This window comes from Planomicrobium stackebrandtii (genome assembly GCF_030814955.1).
Taxonomy (GTDB): Bacteria; Bacillota; Bacilli; order Bacillales_A; family Planococcaceae; genus Planococcus; species Planococcus stackebrandtii.
The window spans coordinates 101,410-118,020 of the sequence record NZ_JAUSWB010000001.1 but is presented as its reverse complement, the minus strand read 5'-3'; the positions used below and the strand labels follow the sequence as shown (position 1 = coordinate 118,020).

The following is a 16,611-nucleotide window of genomic DNA, read 5'->3' as shown; positions in this document are numbered from 1 at the left end:
CTTATTCATAAATGATAATTCACTTTATGCACATTAACTTTCAATTGCTTCATAATCTACATCACCAGCAAATTCCATCGGTGTCCGTCCAAATCTGCAAATCCTGCGCCATACAATCCGTCTCGTTCTGTCGGCTCGCCAAATACGAATCCGCCTGCTTGTTTGACGTTTCCAATAATCTCCTCAAGTTCTTCTTTTGTGTCGACTGAAATCGAAAATAACGCCTCTGTTGACTGATCGGTATCCGTCAGCGCGTTGTGCGTAAAGCTTTTGAATCGCTCATCTTGCACTAGCATGACATGCACCTGATGAGTGCCGACGACCATTCCGACCATTTGAGTGTTGCCTTCGCCTCCATCCATGATTTCCATGCCGATATCGCTGAAAAACGTTCGTGATTTGCTTAAATCCTTTACCGGTAGATTGATCCACAATTCTTTCACGATTTTTCACCTCCTTATTCGTTTCTTCCATTCGATTTTATGCCAATTATCAGAATATTCATAGTGGAAATACACTTTTAACGCATAATATTCGCCATGATTACCGGCTCTTTTATAATATTCTTATTAATTCTTGCACATCCATCTGTTTTTAATTTAAAAATATGCCGATATTATACAGAATTTCTTATTGATTCTTGTTAGAATATAAGAAAAACAGAAATGAGCGATCACTTTGCCCCTTGTCTCGGACGTCTCACCCCAACCTTTCATTTTTCATTCCATCCATTCCTTTACCATACCAAAAGGACACTCACAGCGCCAAGCCCTTCACCGTCATCCAGAAACGGTGGAAATGCTGCTGGTATTAGAAGGGCAAATCGAATGCCAGCTTGACCATAAACCCTATGCAGTGCCAACTGGCGCAGCTTTGCTCATCTGTCCAGATACCTGGCACGAATTGGAGTTTGCCGCTTCAGAACAGCAAAGCGGGTACTCCCTTTCCTTTATTCGAAACCGTTCGTCTTCACAGGTTCCTGAGACCGACTTGCCGCCCGTTGTCCCGGTCAGCGATCTGAACGGATTAAGAACGCTATTGGCCCAACTGCAAATGGAATCCGCTCAACCCCAATTAAATTCCGGACAAATGGCCTGTCACCTAATTGAGTTGATCTTGCTGCTACTTAGCCGCTCTGTAAATCCCAATAATGCCATCTCTTTGTCAAATCTCGCCATCATTCAGGAAATCCGGCATTTCATGGAAGAAAACCATTGCCGCTCCCTGTCGCTTGATGGACTTGGCCATCGGTTTGGCCTAACCAAATACCAGCTGGCTCGCCTCTTTAAACAGCAGACTGGCATGAGCCCCCTTCAGTACATCATTTCATGCCGCATAGACACCGCTAAACAGCTGTTAATTTCCACGAAGAGTCCTATAGCAGTCATTGCCCGCGACACTGGCTATAAAAGTACAACCCAGTTCCAAGCCGCGTTTAAGAAAGCGGTCGGCATGACGCCCAGACACTACCGCTTGGAATCATCCGCTAAAGGTTGATTTACAAGAATGCTGGCTATTTTGTTAAATTAAAATATAAATGGCATTAGTTTGAAAAATACTTTATCATTCATATAAAGAAAGCATATTGTTGCAACGAACAACAGGTATTTGCAAGACTTCAATTTTAACTGCTTCAGTTTAGATTAACAGGAGGCCACACTAATGAAAAACGACAAAAACAACTTAAAAACCTCCGTAATTAATAGCTTATCCGTGTCGCAAGACCATCTATACGAGGAGTTATTTGATGGGATGATCCATCAGGCACCCGTCAGCATGTATATTGTCACAGGACGGACCTACTCTTATGTGAATAAACATTTCTGTGAGTTAGTGGGCTACAGTGAAGAAGATTTGTTGAGCGGCCGCATTAATCCGGAAAATTTAATTCATCCCGAAGATTTGGCGGTCATTCAAACACGTATGCTGGCCGATTATGAGGCTCAGGATGCATATGCACGCTATCGTGTCAGAGCATACAGGAGTGACGGGCAGGTACGCCATGTCGAAATCCATTCGACGAAAAAGAAATGGCAAGGCAAAAATGTCCTGTTTGGAACCGCTATTGATATTACGGCAGAAGTGACGGCCAATCTGCAGTTAATAGAAAATAAAGAACGGCTGAATTCCCTTTTTGCCTACAATCCGGATGCTATCTTCACGTTCGACATCGAAGGGAAGTTTAAAACAGCTAATCCAGGATGTGAGACGCTGTCCGGCTACTCCATCGAAGAAATTCTTCAACTTACTTTTGCGCCTTTGCTTGTTTCAGAAGATCTCCCTATCGCCCTTCTTCATTTCAACGATGCCCTGAACGGCATTACCAGTACGTATGACGTTACCATTATCCGGAAAGATGGGGAGAAGCGGAATCTGCTGATAACCAACTTTCCGATGAAAGCAGGCGGAAACATCATCGGCGCCTACGGCATTGCCAAAGATATCACCAATGAAATCAACTACAAAAAACTGATGGAAGGATTAGTATTCTTCGATCCGCTGACTCGTCTGCCGAACCGCAAATTATTTGAAGACCGGCTAAAGACAGCGATCAAAACGACCGGTCGCGAAAAACCTCAACCCGCCGTGCTGTCGCTGAATTTGGATCGATTTAAATTCATCAATGATTCATTCGGCCATGAGTTTGGCGATGCGTTCTTAAAGGATATTGCACAACGGCTGCTGGACAGTGTAAGCGAGAGCGATACGGTGGGACGCTTTGCGGGAGATGAATTTGCGGTGCTGTTGCCGAACCTCGAACAGGAACAGGTTTTCCGCTTAGCGGAACAGCTTCACGAAGCCTTGACGAAACCGTTTGAAGCGCTCGGCCACTCCTTTTCCATCTCAGCAAGCGTTGGCATCGCCTTCAGCATAGGACCGGAAGAAACCGTGGATGCCCTGATCAAAAAAGCGGATGCCGCCATGTACTACACGAAAAAATACAAGACCAATCAATACACAGTGTATTCCGAAGAACTGGATCAACAATCGGCAGATCGACTGGTAATTGAAAGAGAATTAAAATCGGCCATTACGAAACAGGAAATGGTGCTCTATTACCAGCCCATCACCGATTTGAAAAGTGGACAGCTGAGTGCCATGGAAGCTTTGATTCGCTGGAACCACCCGGAACTGGGTTTGGTGCCGCCCGACCGCTTTATTCCAGTGTCTGAGGAAACCGGGCAAATTGTTTCCATTGGCCGCTGGGTCCTGCATACCGCCTGTACACAAAATAAAGCCTGGCAGGACCAAGGCTACCCGCCAATTAAAATCTGTGTTAACATCTCGACCATTCAGCTGCAGCAACTCAATTTTGTCCAGACCGTCAAGGCCATCCTGGAAGAAACCGGACTGAACGCCAAGTGGCTGGAATTGGAAGTGACCGAAAGCATTTTGTTGGTGGACACGGATTTGCTGAAATGCAGTTTGCAAAGCTTGAAAGAATTGGGTGTCTCGATGTCAATTGACGATTTTGGCACCGGCTACACGTCCCTCAGCTATTTGCGGCAATTCTCGTTTGACCGCGTCAAAATCGACCGCAGTTTTGTCGAAGACATCAGCACAGATTTGAACGGCAAAGCCATCACGGCCAGCATCATTTCACTGGCGCATCAACTCAACATGACGGTCGTGGCAGAAGGCATTGAAGATATTGCCCAATTGACGTTCCTGCAATGCCAACAATGCGACGAAGGCCAAGGCTATTATTTTGGCCGTCCCCTGCCTGCTGAACTGCATGACCTAAACACGCGATTTAAGAAATGACCCACATAAAAAAGTCGACCGAATTTTTCCGGTCGACTTTTTTCATTTTTTATTAAGAAGGTGGTGCACTGTCTTCCACATAAGCATCAATGACCACCGGTTTCCGGCTGACTTTGGCTTTTGCCAGCACGTCTCTCAGCTCGCTGCGGGTTTTCGCAGTATAGCCTTCTCCGCCGCAGGCATGCGCAAACGCTGCAAAGTCAATATTGGCCAGCTCGGTTTCGGTTGCTTTGTGGCCCATTTCCTCCTGCTCGTGTTCAATGAGCTGGATTTTTTGGTTATTGAACACCACCAGGATCATCGGCAAGTCGTATTTGACGGCCGTGACATAATCCTGCATACCCATGGAAAAGCCGCCGTCGCCGAGCAGCGACACAACCTGTTTGTCCGGATATGCCAGTTTCCCGGCAATGGCACCTGGCAAACCGCAGCCCATCGTGCCAAGCCATGCCGACACGACAAGCTGCTGCTGAGTCAGCTGCAGGTAACGCGCCGCCCACAAGGTCACACTGCCGACATCGAGTGACACGACCGCATCACGCTCCAAAATGGTCTGCACTTCGGCGATGACGTGCTGCGGCTGCAGACGTTCGGTTTCTTTGGTCATGTCACTTTGCAGCGTGTCGTGCCACTCTTTGCGCTTCTCCTGATACTTCAACAGGAAAGTATCTTCCTTGTCGCCTAAATTGGCGGTCAGCCATGCTGCAGCTGGCGCCAGTTCACCGACCAGGCCGACCAAGACCGGGTAATACTTGCCGATTGCTTTCGGGTCGACATCAATTTGAATAGCCGGCACGTCGTCAGGCAAATAGTCGCGGTAGGGAAATGCCGTCCCTGCCAAGATCAACAGATCCGTTTCTTTCATCGCTTGTTCTGCAGGATCGGTGCCGAGCTGGCCCAATTGTCCGAGGTTGTGCGGGTGGTCATCGGGAATCAGTCCTTTCGCCGGGAAGGAAGCGATCAGCGGCGCTTTCAGTTTTTCGGCAAATGCCAGCACTTGTGCCGTTCCGCCAGCCGCCCCTTTGCCGGCTAAAATCACCGGTTTTTTCGCAGCCTGCAGCAGTTTTAACGCCGACTGCAAGTCATCTTCTCCTGCCCGGATGTTCGGTTTGGCGTAAGCAGGTGAAGTCAATGCTTTGTCCCGCTTAATTTTGGTCCCGAATAGATCATCGGAGACAATTAGTACCGCTGGACCGGATTCGGCATACGCTGTCCGAATTGCCTGATTGAGCATGTCCGGCAGCTGTTCCGCCTTTTGGACCCGCCGGTTGTAGACCGTCGCTTCCTCAAACAGCGACTCCATTTTCAGTTCCTGGAAACTGTCGGTGCCGACCAAATCGCTGCTGACCTGGCCGATAATGGCGAGCATCGGTGTTTTGTCTTTTTTGGCGTCATACAAGCCGTTCTGCAGATGAACCGCTCCGGGACCTGCAATAGACAAGCAAACCCCAATCTTGCCGGTCAGTTTGGAATAGGCAGACGCCGCTAGTGCTCCTATTTCTTCATGGCGAATTTGGATAAACCGGATCTGCTCTTCTTTTCGCAGCTCTTCCATTAATTCGTTAATGGAGTCTCCCGGCATTCCGTAAATATGATCAACGTTCCACGCTTTCAGCAATTCGACGACATGGCTTCCTGCTGTCTGTTCAAACATCTGGACATCCCCCGCTTTCTAAGGTTTCGTACAAGCCTTATCTCTAGCTCATACCTCCCGCTCGCCGGAGTTAAACGTACAGCCATGAAAAAAAGAGCTCCGGTTTGTTAACGGAGCTCTTTTTTTACTTGGGGCGGTTTCTATAGTCGCGGTAAGACGCCTCTTCCCGCTTTCGTTCTATCCAACTCCAGATGGCATACATAGCAGCTGCTGCTGCTGCTAAAAGTGTAGCGTAAAATACAAAGTCAAAATCCATTTCACAGACCATGACTTCGTCCTCTCCGGCCACGTTAAACTGACTGTAAAGGATGCTGTCGTAGCCGATCCACCAATATGCCAGCAGCAGCCCGATGATAAACCCGCCAAGCAAGGAACCAAAGAACTTTTTCATGTGCATCCCTCCCCATTTGCAATAGGTCAGCATTCTTTACGTGATCTTTTCCGGCAGGTAGTCCGTGTTTGCGTAAATGTGTTTAAACTTCCCGCTCTTTGGATGGGCTTGTGGCATCTTGTCAGATAGGAAAATATCGACCTGCAGGCTGTGGTCACGGAAAAACGACTGCAGCATCCCTTCTGCGGCTGTAAAGGCAGCTTCCCGGTCTTGTGCCTCCAGGCGCAGCTCCAGTTTATTTTCGCTATGCTGAATCAGCTGGAACCGTTCAATCGGGGCACTTTCGGCAATCATGGACTGGAATGACAGCGGAGAAACTTTAACGTTGTCCGCAAAATGCAGGATGTCATCCGTCCGTCCTTCCAGTTCGATCCACCGCGTCGTTCTGCCGCACGGGCACGGATCGGCATAGATCGTCGCACGGTCCGTCACCACATAGCGGATAAACGGCTGTGTGTAATTGAACAAATTGGTGATCAGCAGCTGTTCTGCAGCCAACCCGTCTGCGATTGGCTGGAATTCAAAGTCGACGGCTTCAACGATGAGCCAGTCTTCGTTGAGGTGATAGCGCCCTTCCCCGCATTCACAGGCAATGATTCCGGCTTCAGTGCAGGCATATGTCGATTGCACAGTGCAGCCGAACGTTTCCTGAAGCCGCATGCGCAGTTCTGCACCCAAATGTTCTCCGCCGGCCATGATCAGCACCGGTGCAATCTGCAGCTTGCCGCTCTGTTGTTCCGGCAGCAGCAGTTCCAATGCGGTTGGGTAGCCGCCAAGCAGCGCTGGCTGAAAATCGTTCAATTTTTGGACGATGGCGGAGGTGCCCTGCCGCACATCGACAATGATCTGATTTTTTCTCCACGGCATGCGCAGCTGATTCCAGCGCACCGTACCATTGCTGAGGTAAAAGCCGCCATCCACAAACAAGCCGGCCGTGCGTTTGCCGTTTTTCAAGAAAGCCAGCAAATCTTGGCGTCTGGCTACACCCCGCAATGTGGCAATGGCCGATACGACATTCATGGTGGTCTTGTCATACAGCACAATCGCCGGATGCCCCGTAGAGCCCGAAGTCGTGTTGACCAGGTAGCGGCCATTCAACTTCCGCCCGATGTTGTCGGTGTTTTCCATAAACTGCTCAATGTCTCGCTTTGTGACGGACTGATCGGTAACCCAGTCATCAAAATGGTTCATCAGCTCATGCTTTTGAGTGACCGGCAAGTCTTCTAAGTGCACCGGTCCATTCAGCTGCCCTAACCGCTTTTCAAAATAAGGACTGTGTTTTTGGGCATGCTGGACTAACTGTGCGAGGCGCTCTTGCTGCAGTACCTGTACTTGCTGCCGGGTCATGGTCCGTGAACGATGGGTCGTGCGCAATGCGCGAAAAATTCCCATGCCTTTCATACGATTTGCCCCTTTCCAAACATTGGATGGTGTTGCCATCAGTTTATCACGCAGGAGCTAGAGCGGGACAACACCTTTGCGCTAGCCGTCCCTCTCATTTTGCTTCACGCTCATTAAGGCACCTGCAGCGACAATGCCAATCATCACTGACCAAAAGAACACCGTCCACAGCAACGAATGCGGAAAGTCATGCGGCAGCACGGCAATTTTTTCGTGGGACAAAGTCAAGACGGCTAACTTCACCCCGACCCAGCCCACGACAATAAATGCCGCGGTTTCAAGCTGCGGATAGCGTTCCAGCAAACGGACAAACTTATGGGCCGCAAAGCGCATCAAGACAACCCCGATCAATCCGCCGGCAATCATCACGGAAAATTGCCCGCCGTTGATGCCGCCGATGGTAAACGTTCCCCAGTGTGGCAGCGTCAGTGCCAATGCCACGGCTGCGAGCATAGAATCCACCGCAAAAGCGATATCGGCCACTTCAATTTTTAATACAGTCATCCAGAATCCCGAATGCCCACGGTGTTTGTCGAGCGGGTGGTTTTGATGCTTTTTCTGGTCAAACAGATGCTTGGCCGCGATAAACAACAGATATGCTGCACCAAGGGCTTGGATTTGCCAAATGTTGACCAGCAGCGTAATCGCAAATAGAGCCAAAAACCGGAACAGGAACGCTACCGACAATCCGTAAAACAACGCCTTTTTCTGCTGCGGCTTCGGCAAGTGCTTGACCATGACGGCCATCACCACGGCATTATCCGCTGCAAGCAGGCCTTCCAGGCCGATCAGCACCAACAAAATCCATGCATATTGCAGAACCAGAACTTCCATTGCCTGTCTCCTCCTTTTCGCATCAACCAAAAAAGACCCATGCCTAACTACTAGGCAAAGGTCTCGCTGAGCATGTTCCATGCCATCACAACCGATGATGACGCATCATCATGTCCTGACGATTGTGAAAAAGGTAATCCTCCAGCTACTCCCCCTTGGCTGAGGGGCAATCCATTCAGTTTGCGCAGTTCCAGACAGCTGCATCTTACATCACGGGCTGAAAAATTTTCTTTATCCAAAGGTATCTTTAGTAGTTTATACCACCATTCCGATTCCAATTAAACAGGAAAAGGTATTTATTTTCAAAATGAAAAAATCAAAAAACAGAAGCGAAAGATTGCTCTTTCTGCTCCTGTTTCTGAAAAATTCCATACTGTAATCTTCTGAATAACTCCATTCATTTAGTCATCGTGATTTTTTGCTTGTGTCCGGTTAACCCGAAAAAGGCTAACATGCCGAGGACGGATGTGCCGAACAGGATGGCTCCCATTGGAACTGCCGACGTTTCGTTAATGCCGACTAGCGGTGACACCAGTGCACCAATGACCAGTGGCAGCATGCCGACTACCGCACTGGCACTGCCTGCGCGGTGGCCCTGGCCGCGCATCGCCAGCGTAAAGGAACTGGTGAAAATCATGCCAATGGCGATCATATAGATGAAAATCGATGTGACGAGAGATGCCAGCGGCCCTTGGATGATTGTCAGAACCAACAACACGGATGTCGCACTGGCGGCTACAATTACCGCTCCCTGAAGCAGGCGGTGTTCGGAAACAATGCCGCCGAACTTGCCGATGATAAAGCTGCCGAGAATCATTGCCAGGCCGTTGATGCCAAACAGCACGCTGAAAGTTTGCGGCGACACGCCGTAAATTTCCTGGTAGACAAAAGGTGTGCCGGCGACATAGGCAAAACTGCCGCCATGGATCAGCCCAACTACAAGCGCGTAGCCGATAAAGGGACGTGCCTTAAACAAGCTTCCCATCGTTCGGAGGGAATGTCCGATGGAGCTTGGTACACGGTTTTCCGGCGGCAAAGTTTCCGGCAGCCGGAACATGACGACCACCACCATAATCAATCCAAGTAAGCCGAGAAAATAAAATATCGTTTCCCAGCCCGCAAACGGTAAAGCCAGGATGCCGCCGCCTGCAATCGGAGCGGCCATTGGAGCCACTGCGTTGATGACCATCAGCAAGGCAAAGAATTTAGTCATTTCACGTCCCGTAAAAACATCACTGACGATTGCTCTGGAAATCACGACACCGCCTGATGCGGTAAAGCCCTGAAGAAACCGGGCGGCAATCAGCGTTTCGATATTCGGGGCAACGGCACAAAGGACCGAAGCCAGCGCAAACAAAATGACGGAGACAATCAACGGTTTGCGCCGACCGACGGCATCACTGAAAGACCCTACCACAATTTGGCCGGCAGCGAGGCCGATCAGGCAAGCCGTCAAGCTCAGCTGGACGAGCGACACATGCGCATCCAACTCGTCTGCGATTGCTGGAAAAGCCGGCAAATACATATCGATGTTCAGCGGCGCCAACACCCCCAGCATGCTGAGGATCAAGGCCAAACCGAGCCGTTTTTTTCCTTTGGGGTTCTGCAACATAATAAGAAAACACCTTTCACTTCTAAATAAATCCTTACTAACTATACAATATTTCAGTGAAAGGTGTAACGCTATCGGGAAAAATGGTCGATTTCATTTCTGAAACAAACCATTTTTTAGTCATATGAATTTTAATTCGACTGGTTTAAGTGGAGCATCAGCAATGCACCCTCTTCCGTACTGGCCAAATACAGCTTGCCGTCCGAATCGGCAACACCAGTCACGCCGTGGTAGCCAATCGCCGAATGCTGCAGATCCCACAGGCAGTTTCCTTGTTCATCAAACTGCATCGCCCAGGCTGTTTCAAATCCTTTCGGTTGCCAGCGCTCGGGAATTCGCCACAGCCCTTTGCGGAGCAGGCCTGGCATGGAGCCGAGCCGGTCGAGCATCGAATTGCGGTTTGTCACCATCGCCACCCAGAACTTGCCGTTTTGCATGCGGGATAGGTTATCCGGAAACCCCGGCAAGTTTTTCACCAAGACCTCAAGGGTTCCGGCTCGGGGTCCATCGATCCAAAACCGCGAAATCCGGTAGCCGTCCGTTTCAGAGAAAATAACAGCCTGTTCATCGTTTGAAAGTGTCAGTCCGTTAGCAAAATGCAGTCCTGTAAGAACCACTTCCACTTGTCCGTCTCGGCTTCGTTTAAATAGGCGCCCGGACGACCGGTGTTCGAGCATAGCACCCGTATACTGTTCAAAGTCGTAGCGGTTGGTAGACTCAGTAAACCAGATGGTTCCATCTTTGGCTGCAGCGGCATTCGAACAAAAACGGAGCGGGACCCCGTCCACGTACTGTACGAGCGCCTCCACGACTCCTGTCTCGGTGTTCAATTGAAGCAGTCCTTTATGAGCGTCGCATACCAATAACTGCCCATTCGGCAAAAATTCAAGACCTAACGGGCGGCCACCGGTATGGCAGATGGTTTCTTCCACACGCCGCTCCGGATCAATGCGCAAAATGCGTCCGTCCGCTACACCGCACAGCAATCGGCCCCGATTATCCGCAACCACATCTTCAGGTCCGTACCCACTGAGCGGGATTCGCTGTGCTGACGGGAATGGCGATTGGCCGAATTTTCGTCTGGCGCGTGGCGGTGCAGGCGGCAATTTACGGCGGACTGGATCCAAACGCGGCTTGCGTTCCGGTTTAATTTGCGGCAACGTGGGCCTGCCATTCTTTGTGAAAAGATAACTAGCTGCAACGGGATAGGTGTGTATTGCTTCGCAATGGACTTGCTGTGCAGATGCTGTTATCCAAAAATCCTCTGCAGCCAGTGCCTGTTTCAACGCAAGAGCATCCGCGGCCCCGAGTATCAGCATGGCCTGGTAACTTGACTGGTTTTTGCGACGCTGTGCAGACTCTAATAGATGATAGTGTACATCTGAAATGCCCGGAGCTTTGGCAAGTGCCGGAAACAGGATCCGTGAAATAAAAGCATGGAAGTCTTGAGGGCGGATAAAAGGCTTCCGTCGAATCAACACAATTTCCTGGTAGTTTCTTTTTGGACTTGGCGATGAATGATTCAGACTTCTGCGATTTTTTAAATCCGTCACGTGTAGCTCGATTTTCTTGAATGCTCCCGCTGATTCGATCAGCTTTCGTTGCTGCTTAACGGCACCTGTCTCCAAAACAACTTCTTCTACGCCATCCATTCGCTGGTGGGGACGAATAACGGTATCGATTCCGGCAATTGGCGGCCATTGTCCAGGATGGTCTAATTCAAAATGATGCTGGCGGTATTCCGCAACTCCTCTAGTTCTCGCTGCTTTTTGCAAAGGAACTACGCCAATAAGCCAGTTCCTGTTCTCGCGGAATGTCACCGCGAAACCAGATAAACGCTGAAATCGCTGACTTTTTCCGCATGCTGCATCACATCCATTCTTTTGGAGAAACTGGCATTCGAGTGAATAGTATTATTCGCGATTGATGAATCTAAAAGGTAGCCAGCTTTTTTTGCTGCAAGATTTTATACCAAACTTCCACTTGTTTGTCGGTTTCAAACACCCTGCTTTTTTCCAAGTGAATTTCATGTTCTTCCAGGTGCTCAAAAAAACGGACCCCTTCACCAAGCAATACAGGTGCAAAAGCAATCTGCAATTCATCTGCCAAATTAGCCCGAAGCAATTGCTGACAGACATTCGCGCCCAACACCAAAACATCTTTGCCATTGGCCACAATTCTCGCCTGGCGGATAGCCTCTTCGATGCCCTCCGTTATAAAGGTAATGGTTAATTTGTCGTTTTCTTTCGGATGTTTGACCGGCGGATTATGCGTCAACACAAACAGCGGCACTTGAAATTCATAGTGGTCGGCATAGCCATCCGTATCTTCAGCCATCTCAAAACTGTTGCGTCCCATGACGACGGCTCCCGTATTTTCATCAGCTTCCTGAGTCGTGGCGTGCGGTTTGTAGCTTTCGTACAAAGTTCCGATTTTACCATCGCGATCGTTGACAAATCCATCAAGTGAAACAATCATGCCAAAATAGACTTTCGCCATGTCGATCTCTCCTCTTCGGTTTCTTGGATAAAATTCTGTACAGCATTCATGTCTTCTCTAGTCTTGGAAATCACGACACATTCATCATCATCGACAGTCAGTAAATAGCGAGCATTGTAAAAGGCGATAAAAGAAGATTTTTTTCCGCGCACAATTGATTTAGTATAGGCAAGAACATCGCGTACGGCGAGATCTTGTATCGTTACGTAACTCAATCGGACAATATCGTCCTGCTTTAATACAACATCCTCACGCCAGTTTTGAATGCGGATGGTTTGGTGCAAGGATTGTTTTTCAAAGCTATGGAAATGCTTGCTTGTCCCAGTGGCATAGGACTTTAAAAAAGTAAGATCGATTTGTGAATCTCCGCCAAACAAAAATTCCGTAAAAGCTCTCTGGAAACATGTCTTTCCTTTTAACTGATGGAAAGGAAAAGCCACTCGCAGCGCTGGATCTACTTGAAAATACGGGCTTTGTTCATCCGAAAACAACACAAAAAATTGCGTTTCAATTCTTTCCATCTATCGCCCTCCTGTTTTTGGGATTTAGTTAAACGGCATTTGCAGCGAAAATCCCAGCAAGCATCATCAAAATAACAATTGCTGCAAGAAGAGCAAGACTTATATGTCTTTTTTTCTCATTCTTTTGCACTTCCCTGTGTATTCCATTAATAATATTCGTTAGGTAGTTGTGGTGTTCCTCTTTTATATAGTGATCAAGTTGCCAGTTTTGATTTTTTGTTGTTAACGTTTTTGATTTTTAATGATAAATCCTTAAGTAGATAACTACATTTATAGTGAAAACAATCTTTTCTAATCAGCTATGCTTTATGAACGACCTTGAATCGCTCACAGACAAGGAGCAGATTCTCAGAATAGCTCAGTCCGTGCATGGCCAACTCCTGTGTGAAAAATTGCTTGTGTGCATCCCACCAATATCCATAATCGCCTTCGCCTTCTGCCAGCGCAAATTCTTCCGGTACTTTGTTCATGGGTACCAAAGCCACGCTCGTGACTTGAATGATGGCAACCGGCAAATCCTTGGCATCGAGCACTACGCTATATTGGCCAATTTGCGGTACAGCTTCGCCTTCCAATTCATAAAGAGTATGCGCTGAACACGTGGCGGTTTTCATCCCTGTTGCGACTAATTCGGCTAAACGATCGGCATCCGCACCAAATTGGAAGGCGTCATATTCACCAAGCGGTTTTTGCCTTTGTTGCACCCAATAGTCATTCCAAAAACTTTCTGTGCGTTCATTCATAAAAACACCCCCCTAGTCATTTTTTATTCAATCATTTAACAGAAAAAGATGAACCTATTTCTTTTCTATCGTAGTTTAAAATCCATTCATTATATTCATTATATAAAAAGCGAATGTCCTCCTTGTCTGCTGCTAAAATATCACAATCCCGATCATCGTAAAGATGAAAAGCGGATGTTGGTTGTTCGAAGAAAACAAATTTCACAATAGCATTCCTTATAATAACTATTACCTGTGGTTTCATGTAATGGAAGATGAAATTAACCATCGAGGACAGATTAGAATGATTCAAAGACTTTTCCAAAATAAAAAATAGAGCAGTAAAAGACCAGCTCTATTTGATTACGCTTTACACAAGTTTTTTTAAAAAGAGCATGTTACAAATCAAAATAGTCTTTGATCCAACAAGCGACAGTTTCTGCATCCTGGTGCGTATTGTCAATTCGTATATAGTTTTTTTCTTGCATTTCTTCTGGCAATGAATTTAGACGATGCTTGTCCATAGTTTTGATTAATTCTAATTCGGATTCTACCACGTTACGCTTGGTTGGTTTGTGTTCAAGTCGATGCGATGATTTGTTTCGCTGCAGCCGCTCTCCTACATCCGCTTCCAGCTCAACAAAATACACTTCTCCACCTGCAGTTTCAAATATGGACTGCGTCTTTTTCACAAAATCCCAATCTTCTGCCATATCAAATGCCCAAACATAAGTAAAAATCATCCCTTCTAGGTTACTGTTTGCAACCGATTTGAATATTTCTTCACGAAAAATAGTAGAAAGTCGCCATGTTTCAGTACCAAAACCGAATAACGGATGCAGCATATCGATTGTCATATGATTATGTAACAGTTTTAAAGAAGTGATTTTTTCGAGTTCGTGTCCGATGGTCATTTTTCCTACAGCCTGAGGACCAAATAGTAGTATAAGTTTCATATTACCTCCTATTGAATTGAATTTTCAGTGTGTTCCCTACTAAAATATACCATATTTTCAATTAGAAATATTAACCTTTCTAGACATTCATTAACACAACTAATATCTGATTGCTGGTGTACAATCTGCACCAACATAAAAATCCCGTCTTAAACATGTCTCACAGCATGTTTAAGACGGGATTGCAATATACTAACTTAAAAACTTCAATTCACTTTCTTAGGTCCGTTCCAATACATTTCACGCAAACGGAACTTTTGTAGCTTGCCAGTAGCCGTCTTCGGCAGGGCCTCGACAAACTCGATCGATTTCGGTGCTTTAAAATGCGCCATATTGTCGCGGGTATAGCTGATGATTTCCTGTTCGGTCACGGTTGCTCCCGCTTGCAGGACGATAATGGCTTTTGGCACTTCTCCCCATTTCTCGTCCGGTACGGCGATGACCGCCACTTCCATAATATCAGGATGCTTGTATAAGACCCCTTCAATTTCCGTAGAAGAAATGTTTTCGCCGCCGGAGATGATCATGTCCTTGATCCGGTCCTGGATTTCAATATAGCCGTCCGGATAAGTAACGGCGAGGTCGCCAGTATAGAACCAGCCATCCTTGATCGCTTCTGCGGTTTTTTCGGGATCTTTGTAATAGCCGCTCATCACGACGTTGCCTCGGGTAATGATTTCGCCCAATTCTTTGCCATTCCACTCGACTTCTTTGCCATCTTCCTGGTTGACGACTTTGGTTTCGCCATTAAACGCCAGTTCGATGCCTTGCCGCGCTTTGATGGTTGCTTGTTCGTCCGGTGTCTTGTCGTCAAACTCTTTTTTCCACTCGTTGTACAAAATGAATGGCGACGTTTCAGTCAATCCGTACACATGCATCATATTCAAACCGAGCAGGTCTTGCGCTTTGCCAATCAATGCAGCAGCAGGCGGAGCGCCGGCAGTCCCCATACGCGGGTTGGTGGTGATGGTGATGGTTTTCGCTTTTGGTTCATTAACCAGCATGTTGACTACCGTCGGTGCACCGCACAGCACGGAAATTTTGTGCGTCTCAAACAGTTCAAGTATTAGTGGTGGATCGACTTTTCGGAGGCAGACATGGGTGCCGCCCGCAGCAGTAATTGCCCATACGCCGCCCCAGCCATTGGCATGGAACATCGGCAATGTATGCAGATAGACATCATCGTGCACCACTTTCAAGTGATAGAGAAAGTTGGCGGCATTCAAGTAATTGCTGCGGTGTGACAGCATAACCCCTTTGGGATTGGAGGTCGTGCCGCTCGTGTAATTCAGTGTCAGCATTTGATTTTCATCGATTCTGACTTCTGGAAGGAAAAAGCCACTATCTACAAGGATAAAATCCTCGTAAGATATGCCTTTGATTTTTGAATCATGGCCATCGACATCCACTACAATGAATTTCTCAATTGGCAGCTTATCCTGAATGTCTTCAATCAATTTGCCGAACTCCGCGTCAACGATTAAGGTTTTCGCATCACTGTGGTTAATGATGTATTCCAGGTCTTTTGCGGCCAGCCGGTAATTGAGCGGCACCATGACCGCGCCGATCTGGCTGATGCCATAAAAGCATTCCAGCATATAATGTGTATTCGGCAGCATGACTGCGACATGTTCACCTTCCTGAATGCCTGAATGGTGCAAAGCGAACGCCAATCGATCAGACCGATCGCCGAATTCCTTGTATGTAAAGGTTTTTTCTTCATCGATGATGGCCACTTTTTCCGGATAGTATTTGATGGCCCTGCGTTTCCAATCGATGGGTGTTAGTGGTGCAATCATAATTTGGCCCCTCTCGTCTTTAAATTCAGCAACTGTTATAGATCAAGTATAGGTAGCTGTGGAATCTGTGTCAATACAGTTTTCGGAATGGATTGACAATTCAGGCAGATAAAGAAAAAACCGGCAGCTCTTTTTGTGAGCTGCCGGTTTTGCTGTACCTATCGATTCTGCAATTAGCAATTGCTTTCAGGAAGGCCTTCCAGTACCAATCCGCCATTTTTAAAATCAAGCGATACTTCGTTTACCATCGTGCTGACGCGTTCATCAAGCGCCACACGGATGCCGTTGACTTCTTTAATGACATCGCCTTGTTCCGGTGCATCCATCGACAAGCCGAATTGCGGTCCGCAACAGCCTTGCCCCGCGAAATAAAAGCGGATGCCTTCTGCAGTGTTTTCTTTCATGGATTCCAAAAGCATTTCTTTAGCTGGTTGTGTGATGTTCATCGAAAATCCCC

16 protein-coding genes are annotated in these 16,611 nt (G+C 47.5%); 2 read left to right on the top strand and 14 right to left on the bottom strand.

Annotated features, from left to right (window positions below):
* Positions 1-56: 56 nt before the first annotated feature.
* Positions 57-443: a VOC family protein gene (locus QOZ98_RS00640; protein WP_308785630.1), complete on the bottom strand. Its 387-nt coding sequence runs from the start codon at positions 441-443 to the stop codon at positions 57-59.
* Positions 444-678: 235 nt separating this feature from the next.
* On the opposite strand from QOZ98_RS00640, the gene QOZ98_RS00635 reads away from it, so the two are divergent.
* Complete coding sequence (locus QOZ98_RS00635) at positions 679-1,497, top strand: AraC family transcriptional regulator (protein WP_308785629.1); 819 nt, start codon at positions 679-681, stop codon at positions 1,495-1,497.
* A 165-nt stretch (positions 1,498-1,662) separates the two neighbouring features.
* Positions 1,663-3,765, top strand: a complete 2,103-nt coding sequence (locus QOZ98_RS00630) for a putative bifunctional diguanylate cyclase/phosphodiesterase (RefSeq protein WP_308785628.1) — start codon at positions 1,663-1,665, stop codon at positions 3,763-3,765.
* A gap of 52 nt (positions 3,766-3,817) precedes the next feature.
* Here the strand turns inward: QOZ98_RS00630 and QOZ98_RS00625 are convergent, their stop codons facing one another.
* The 13 genes from QOZ98_RS00625 to QOZ98_RS00565 all read right to left on the bottom strand — a co-directional run bounded on the left by QOZ98_RS00625 (position 3,818) and on the right by QOZ98_RS00565 (position 16,600).
* Complete coding sequence (locus QOZ98_RS00625; RefSeq protein WP_308785627.1) at positions 3,818-5,419, bottom strand: pyruvate oxidase; 1,602 nt, start codon at positions 5,417-5,419, stop codon at positions 3,818-3,820.
* 124 nt (positions 5,420-5,543) lie between these two features.
* Positions 5,544-5,810 (bottom strand): hypothetical protein, encoded by a 267-nt coding sequence (locus QOZ98_RS00620; protein WP_308785626.1) that lies wholly within the window; start codon positions 5,808-5,810, stop codon positions 5,544-5,546.
* Positions 5,811-5,846: 36 nt separating this feature from the next.
* Positions 5,847-7,211, bottom strand: a complete 1,365-nt coding sequence (locus QOZ98_RS00615; RefSeq protein WP_308785625.1) for a phenylacetate--CoA ligase family protein — start codon at positions 7,209-7,211, stop codon at positions 5,847-5,849.
* A gap of 81 nt (positions 7,212-7,292) precedes the next feature.
* Positions 7,293-8,045, bottom strand: a complete 753-nt coding sequence (locus tag QOZ98_RS00610; protein WP_142829554.1) for a TerC family protein — start codon at positions 8,043-8,045, stop codon at positions 7,293-7,295.
* A 397-nt stretch (positions 8,046-8,442) separates the two neighbouring features.
* Positions 8,443-9,657 (bottom strand): Bcr/CflA family efflux MFS transporter, encoded by a 1,215-nt coding sequence (locus QOZ98_RS00605; protein ID WP_308785624.1) that lies wholly within the window; start codon positions 9,655-9,657, stop codon positions 8,443-8,445.
* A gap of 131 nt (positions 9,658-9,788) precedes the next feature.
* Entirely contained in the window at positions 9,789-11,432 is a 1,644-nt protein-coding gene (locus tag QOZ98_RS00600) for an SMP-30/gluconolactonase/LRE family protein (protein WP_308785623.1), read from the bottom strand.
* 157 nt (positions 11,433-11,589) lie between these two features.
* A complete protein-coding gene (locus QOZ98_RS00595) occupies positions 11,590-12,156 on the bottom strand; it encodes a dihydrofolate reductase family protein (RefSeq protein ID WP_308785622.1) in 567 nt (188 codons plus the stop codon).
* Positions 12,132-12,677 carry a hypothetical protein gene (locus QOZ98_RS00590; RefSeq protein WP_308785621.1) on the bottom strand — a complete coding sequence of 182 codons (546 nt, stop codon included), beginning with the start codon at positions 12,675-12,677 and terminating at the stop codon, positions 12,132-12,134. Before QOZ98_RS00590 ends, QOZ98_RS00595 begins: the two co-directional genes overlap by 25 nt.
* Positions 12,678-12,976: 299 nt before the next feature.
* On the bottom strand, positions 12,977-13,420 hold the full coding sequence (locus tag QOZ98_RS00585) for an ASCH domain-containing protein (protein ID WP_308785620.1): 444 nt from the start codon (positions 13,418-13,420) through the stop codon (positions 12,977-12,979).
* Between the two features lie 31 nt (positions 13,421-13,451).
* Complete coding sequence (locus QOZ98_RS00580; RefSeq protein ID WP_407676688.1) at positions 13,452-13,625, bottom strand: DUF3885 domain-containing protein; 174 nt, start codon at positions 13,623-13,625, stop codon at positions 13,452-13,454.
* Positions 13,626-13,797: 172 nt separating this feature from the next.
* Positions 13,798-14,355 (bottom strand): DEAD/DEAH box helicase family protein, encoded by a 558-nt coding sequence (locus QOZ98_RS00575; RefSeq protein ID WP_308785618.1) that lies wholly within the window; start codon positions 14,353-14,355, stop codon positions 13,798-13,800.
* A gap of 206 nt (positions 14,356-14,561) precedes the next feature.
* Positions 14,562-16,154 carry a long-chain-fatty-acid--CoA ligase gene (locus QOZ98_RS00570; RefSeq protein WP_308785617.1) on the bottom strand — a complete coding sequence of 531 codons (1,593 nt, stop codon included), beginning with the start codon at positions 16,152-16,154 and terminating at the stop codon, positions 14,562-14,564.
* Between the two features lie 173 nt (positions 16,155-16,327).
* Positions 16,328-16,600, bottom strand: coding sequence for an iron-sulfur cluster assembly accessory protein (locus QOZ98_RS00565; protein ID WP_142829575.1), 273 nt, complete (start codon positions 16,598-16,600; stop codon positions 16,328-16,330).
* Positions 16,601-16,611 lie beyond the last annotated feature (11 nt).

Excerpts from the sequence above, each read along its gene's own strand:
- QOZ98_RS00630 (WP_308785628.1), top strand. The coding sequence starts at position 1,663 with ATGAAAAACGACAAAAACAACTTAAAAACCTCCGTAATTAATAGCTTA.
- QOZ98_RS00625 (WP_308785627.1), bottom strand. The coding sequence starts at position 5,419 with ATGTTTGAACAGACAGCAGGAAGCCATGTCGTCGAATTGCTGAAAGCG.
- QOZ98_RS00620 (WP_308785626.1), bottom strand. The coding sequence starts at position 5,810 with ATGAAAAAGTTCTTTGGTTCCTTGCTTGGCGGGTTTATCATCGGGCTG.
- QOZ98_RS00615 (WP_308785625.1), bottom strand. The coding sequence starts at position 7,211 with ATGAAAGGCATGGGAATTTTTCGCGCATTGCGCACGACCCATCGTTCA.
- QOZ98_RS00610 (WP_142829554.1), bottom strand. The coding sequence starts at position 8,045 with ATGGAAGTTCTGGTTCTGCAATATGCATGGATTTTGTTGGTGCTGATC.
- QOZ98_RS00605 (WP_308785624.1), bottom strand. The coding sequence starts at position 9,657 with ATGTTGCAGAACCCCAAAGGAAAAAAACGGCTCGGTTTGGCCTTGATC.
- QOZ98_RS00595 (WP_308785622.1), bottom strand. The coding sequence starts at position 12,156 with ATGGCGAAAGTCTATTTTGGCATGATTGTTTCACTTGATGGATTTGTC.
- QOZ98_RS00590 (WP_308785621.1), bottom strand. The coding sequence starts at position 12,677 with ATGGAAAGAATTGAAACGCAATTTTTTGTGTTGTTTTCGGATGAACAA.
- QOZ98_RS00585 (WP_308785620.1), bottom strand. The coding sequence starts at position 13,420 with ATGAATGAACGCACAGAAAGTTTTTGGAATGACTATTGGGTGCAACAA.
- QOZ98_RS00575 (WP_308785618.1), bottom strand. The coding sequence starts at position 14,355 with ATGAAACTTATACTACTATTTGGTCCTCAGGCTGTAGGAAAAATGACC.
- QOZ98_RS00570 (WP_308785617.1), bottom strand. The coding sequence starts at position 16,154 with ATGATTGCACCACTAACACCCATCGATTGGAAACGCAGGGCCATCAAA.
- QOZ98_RS00565 (WP_142829575.1), bottom strand. The coding sequence starts at position 16,600 with ATGAACATCACACAACCAGCTAAAGAAATGCTTTTGGAATCCATGAAA.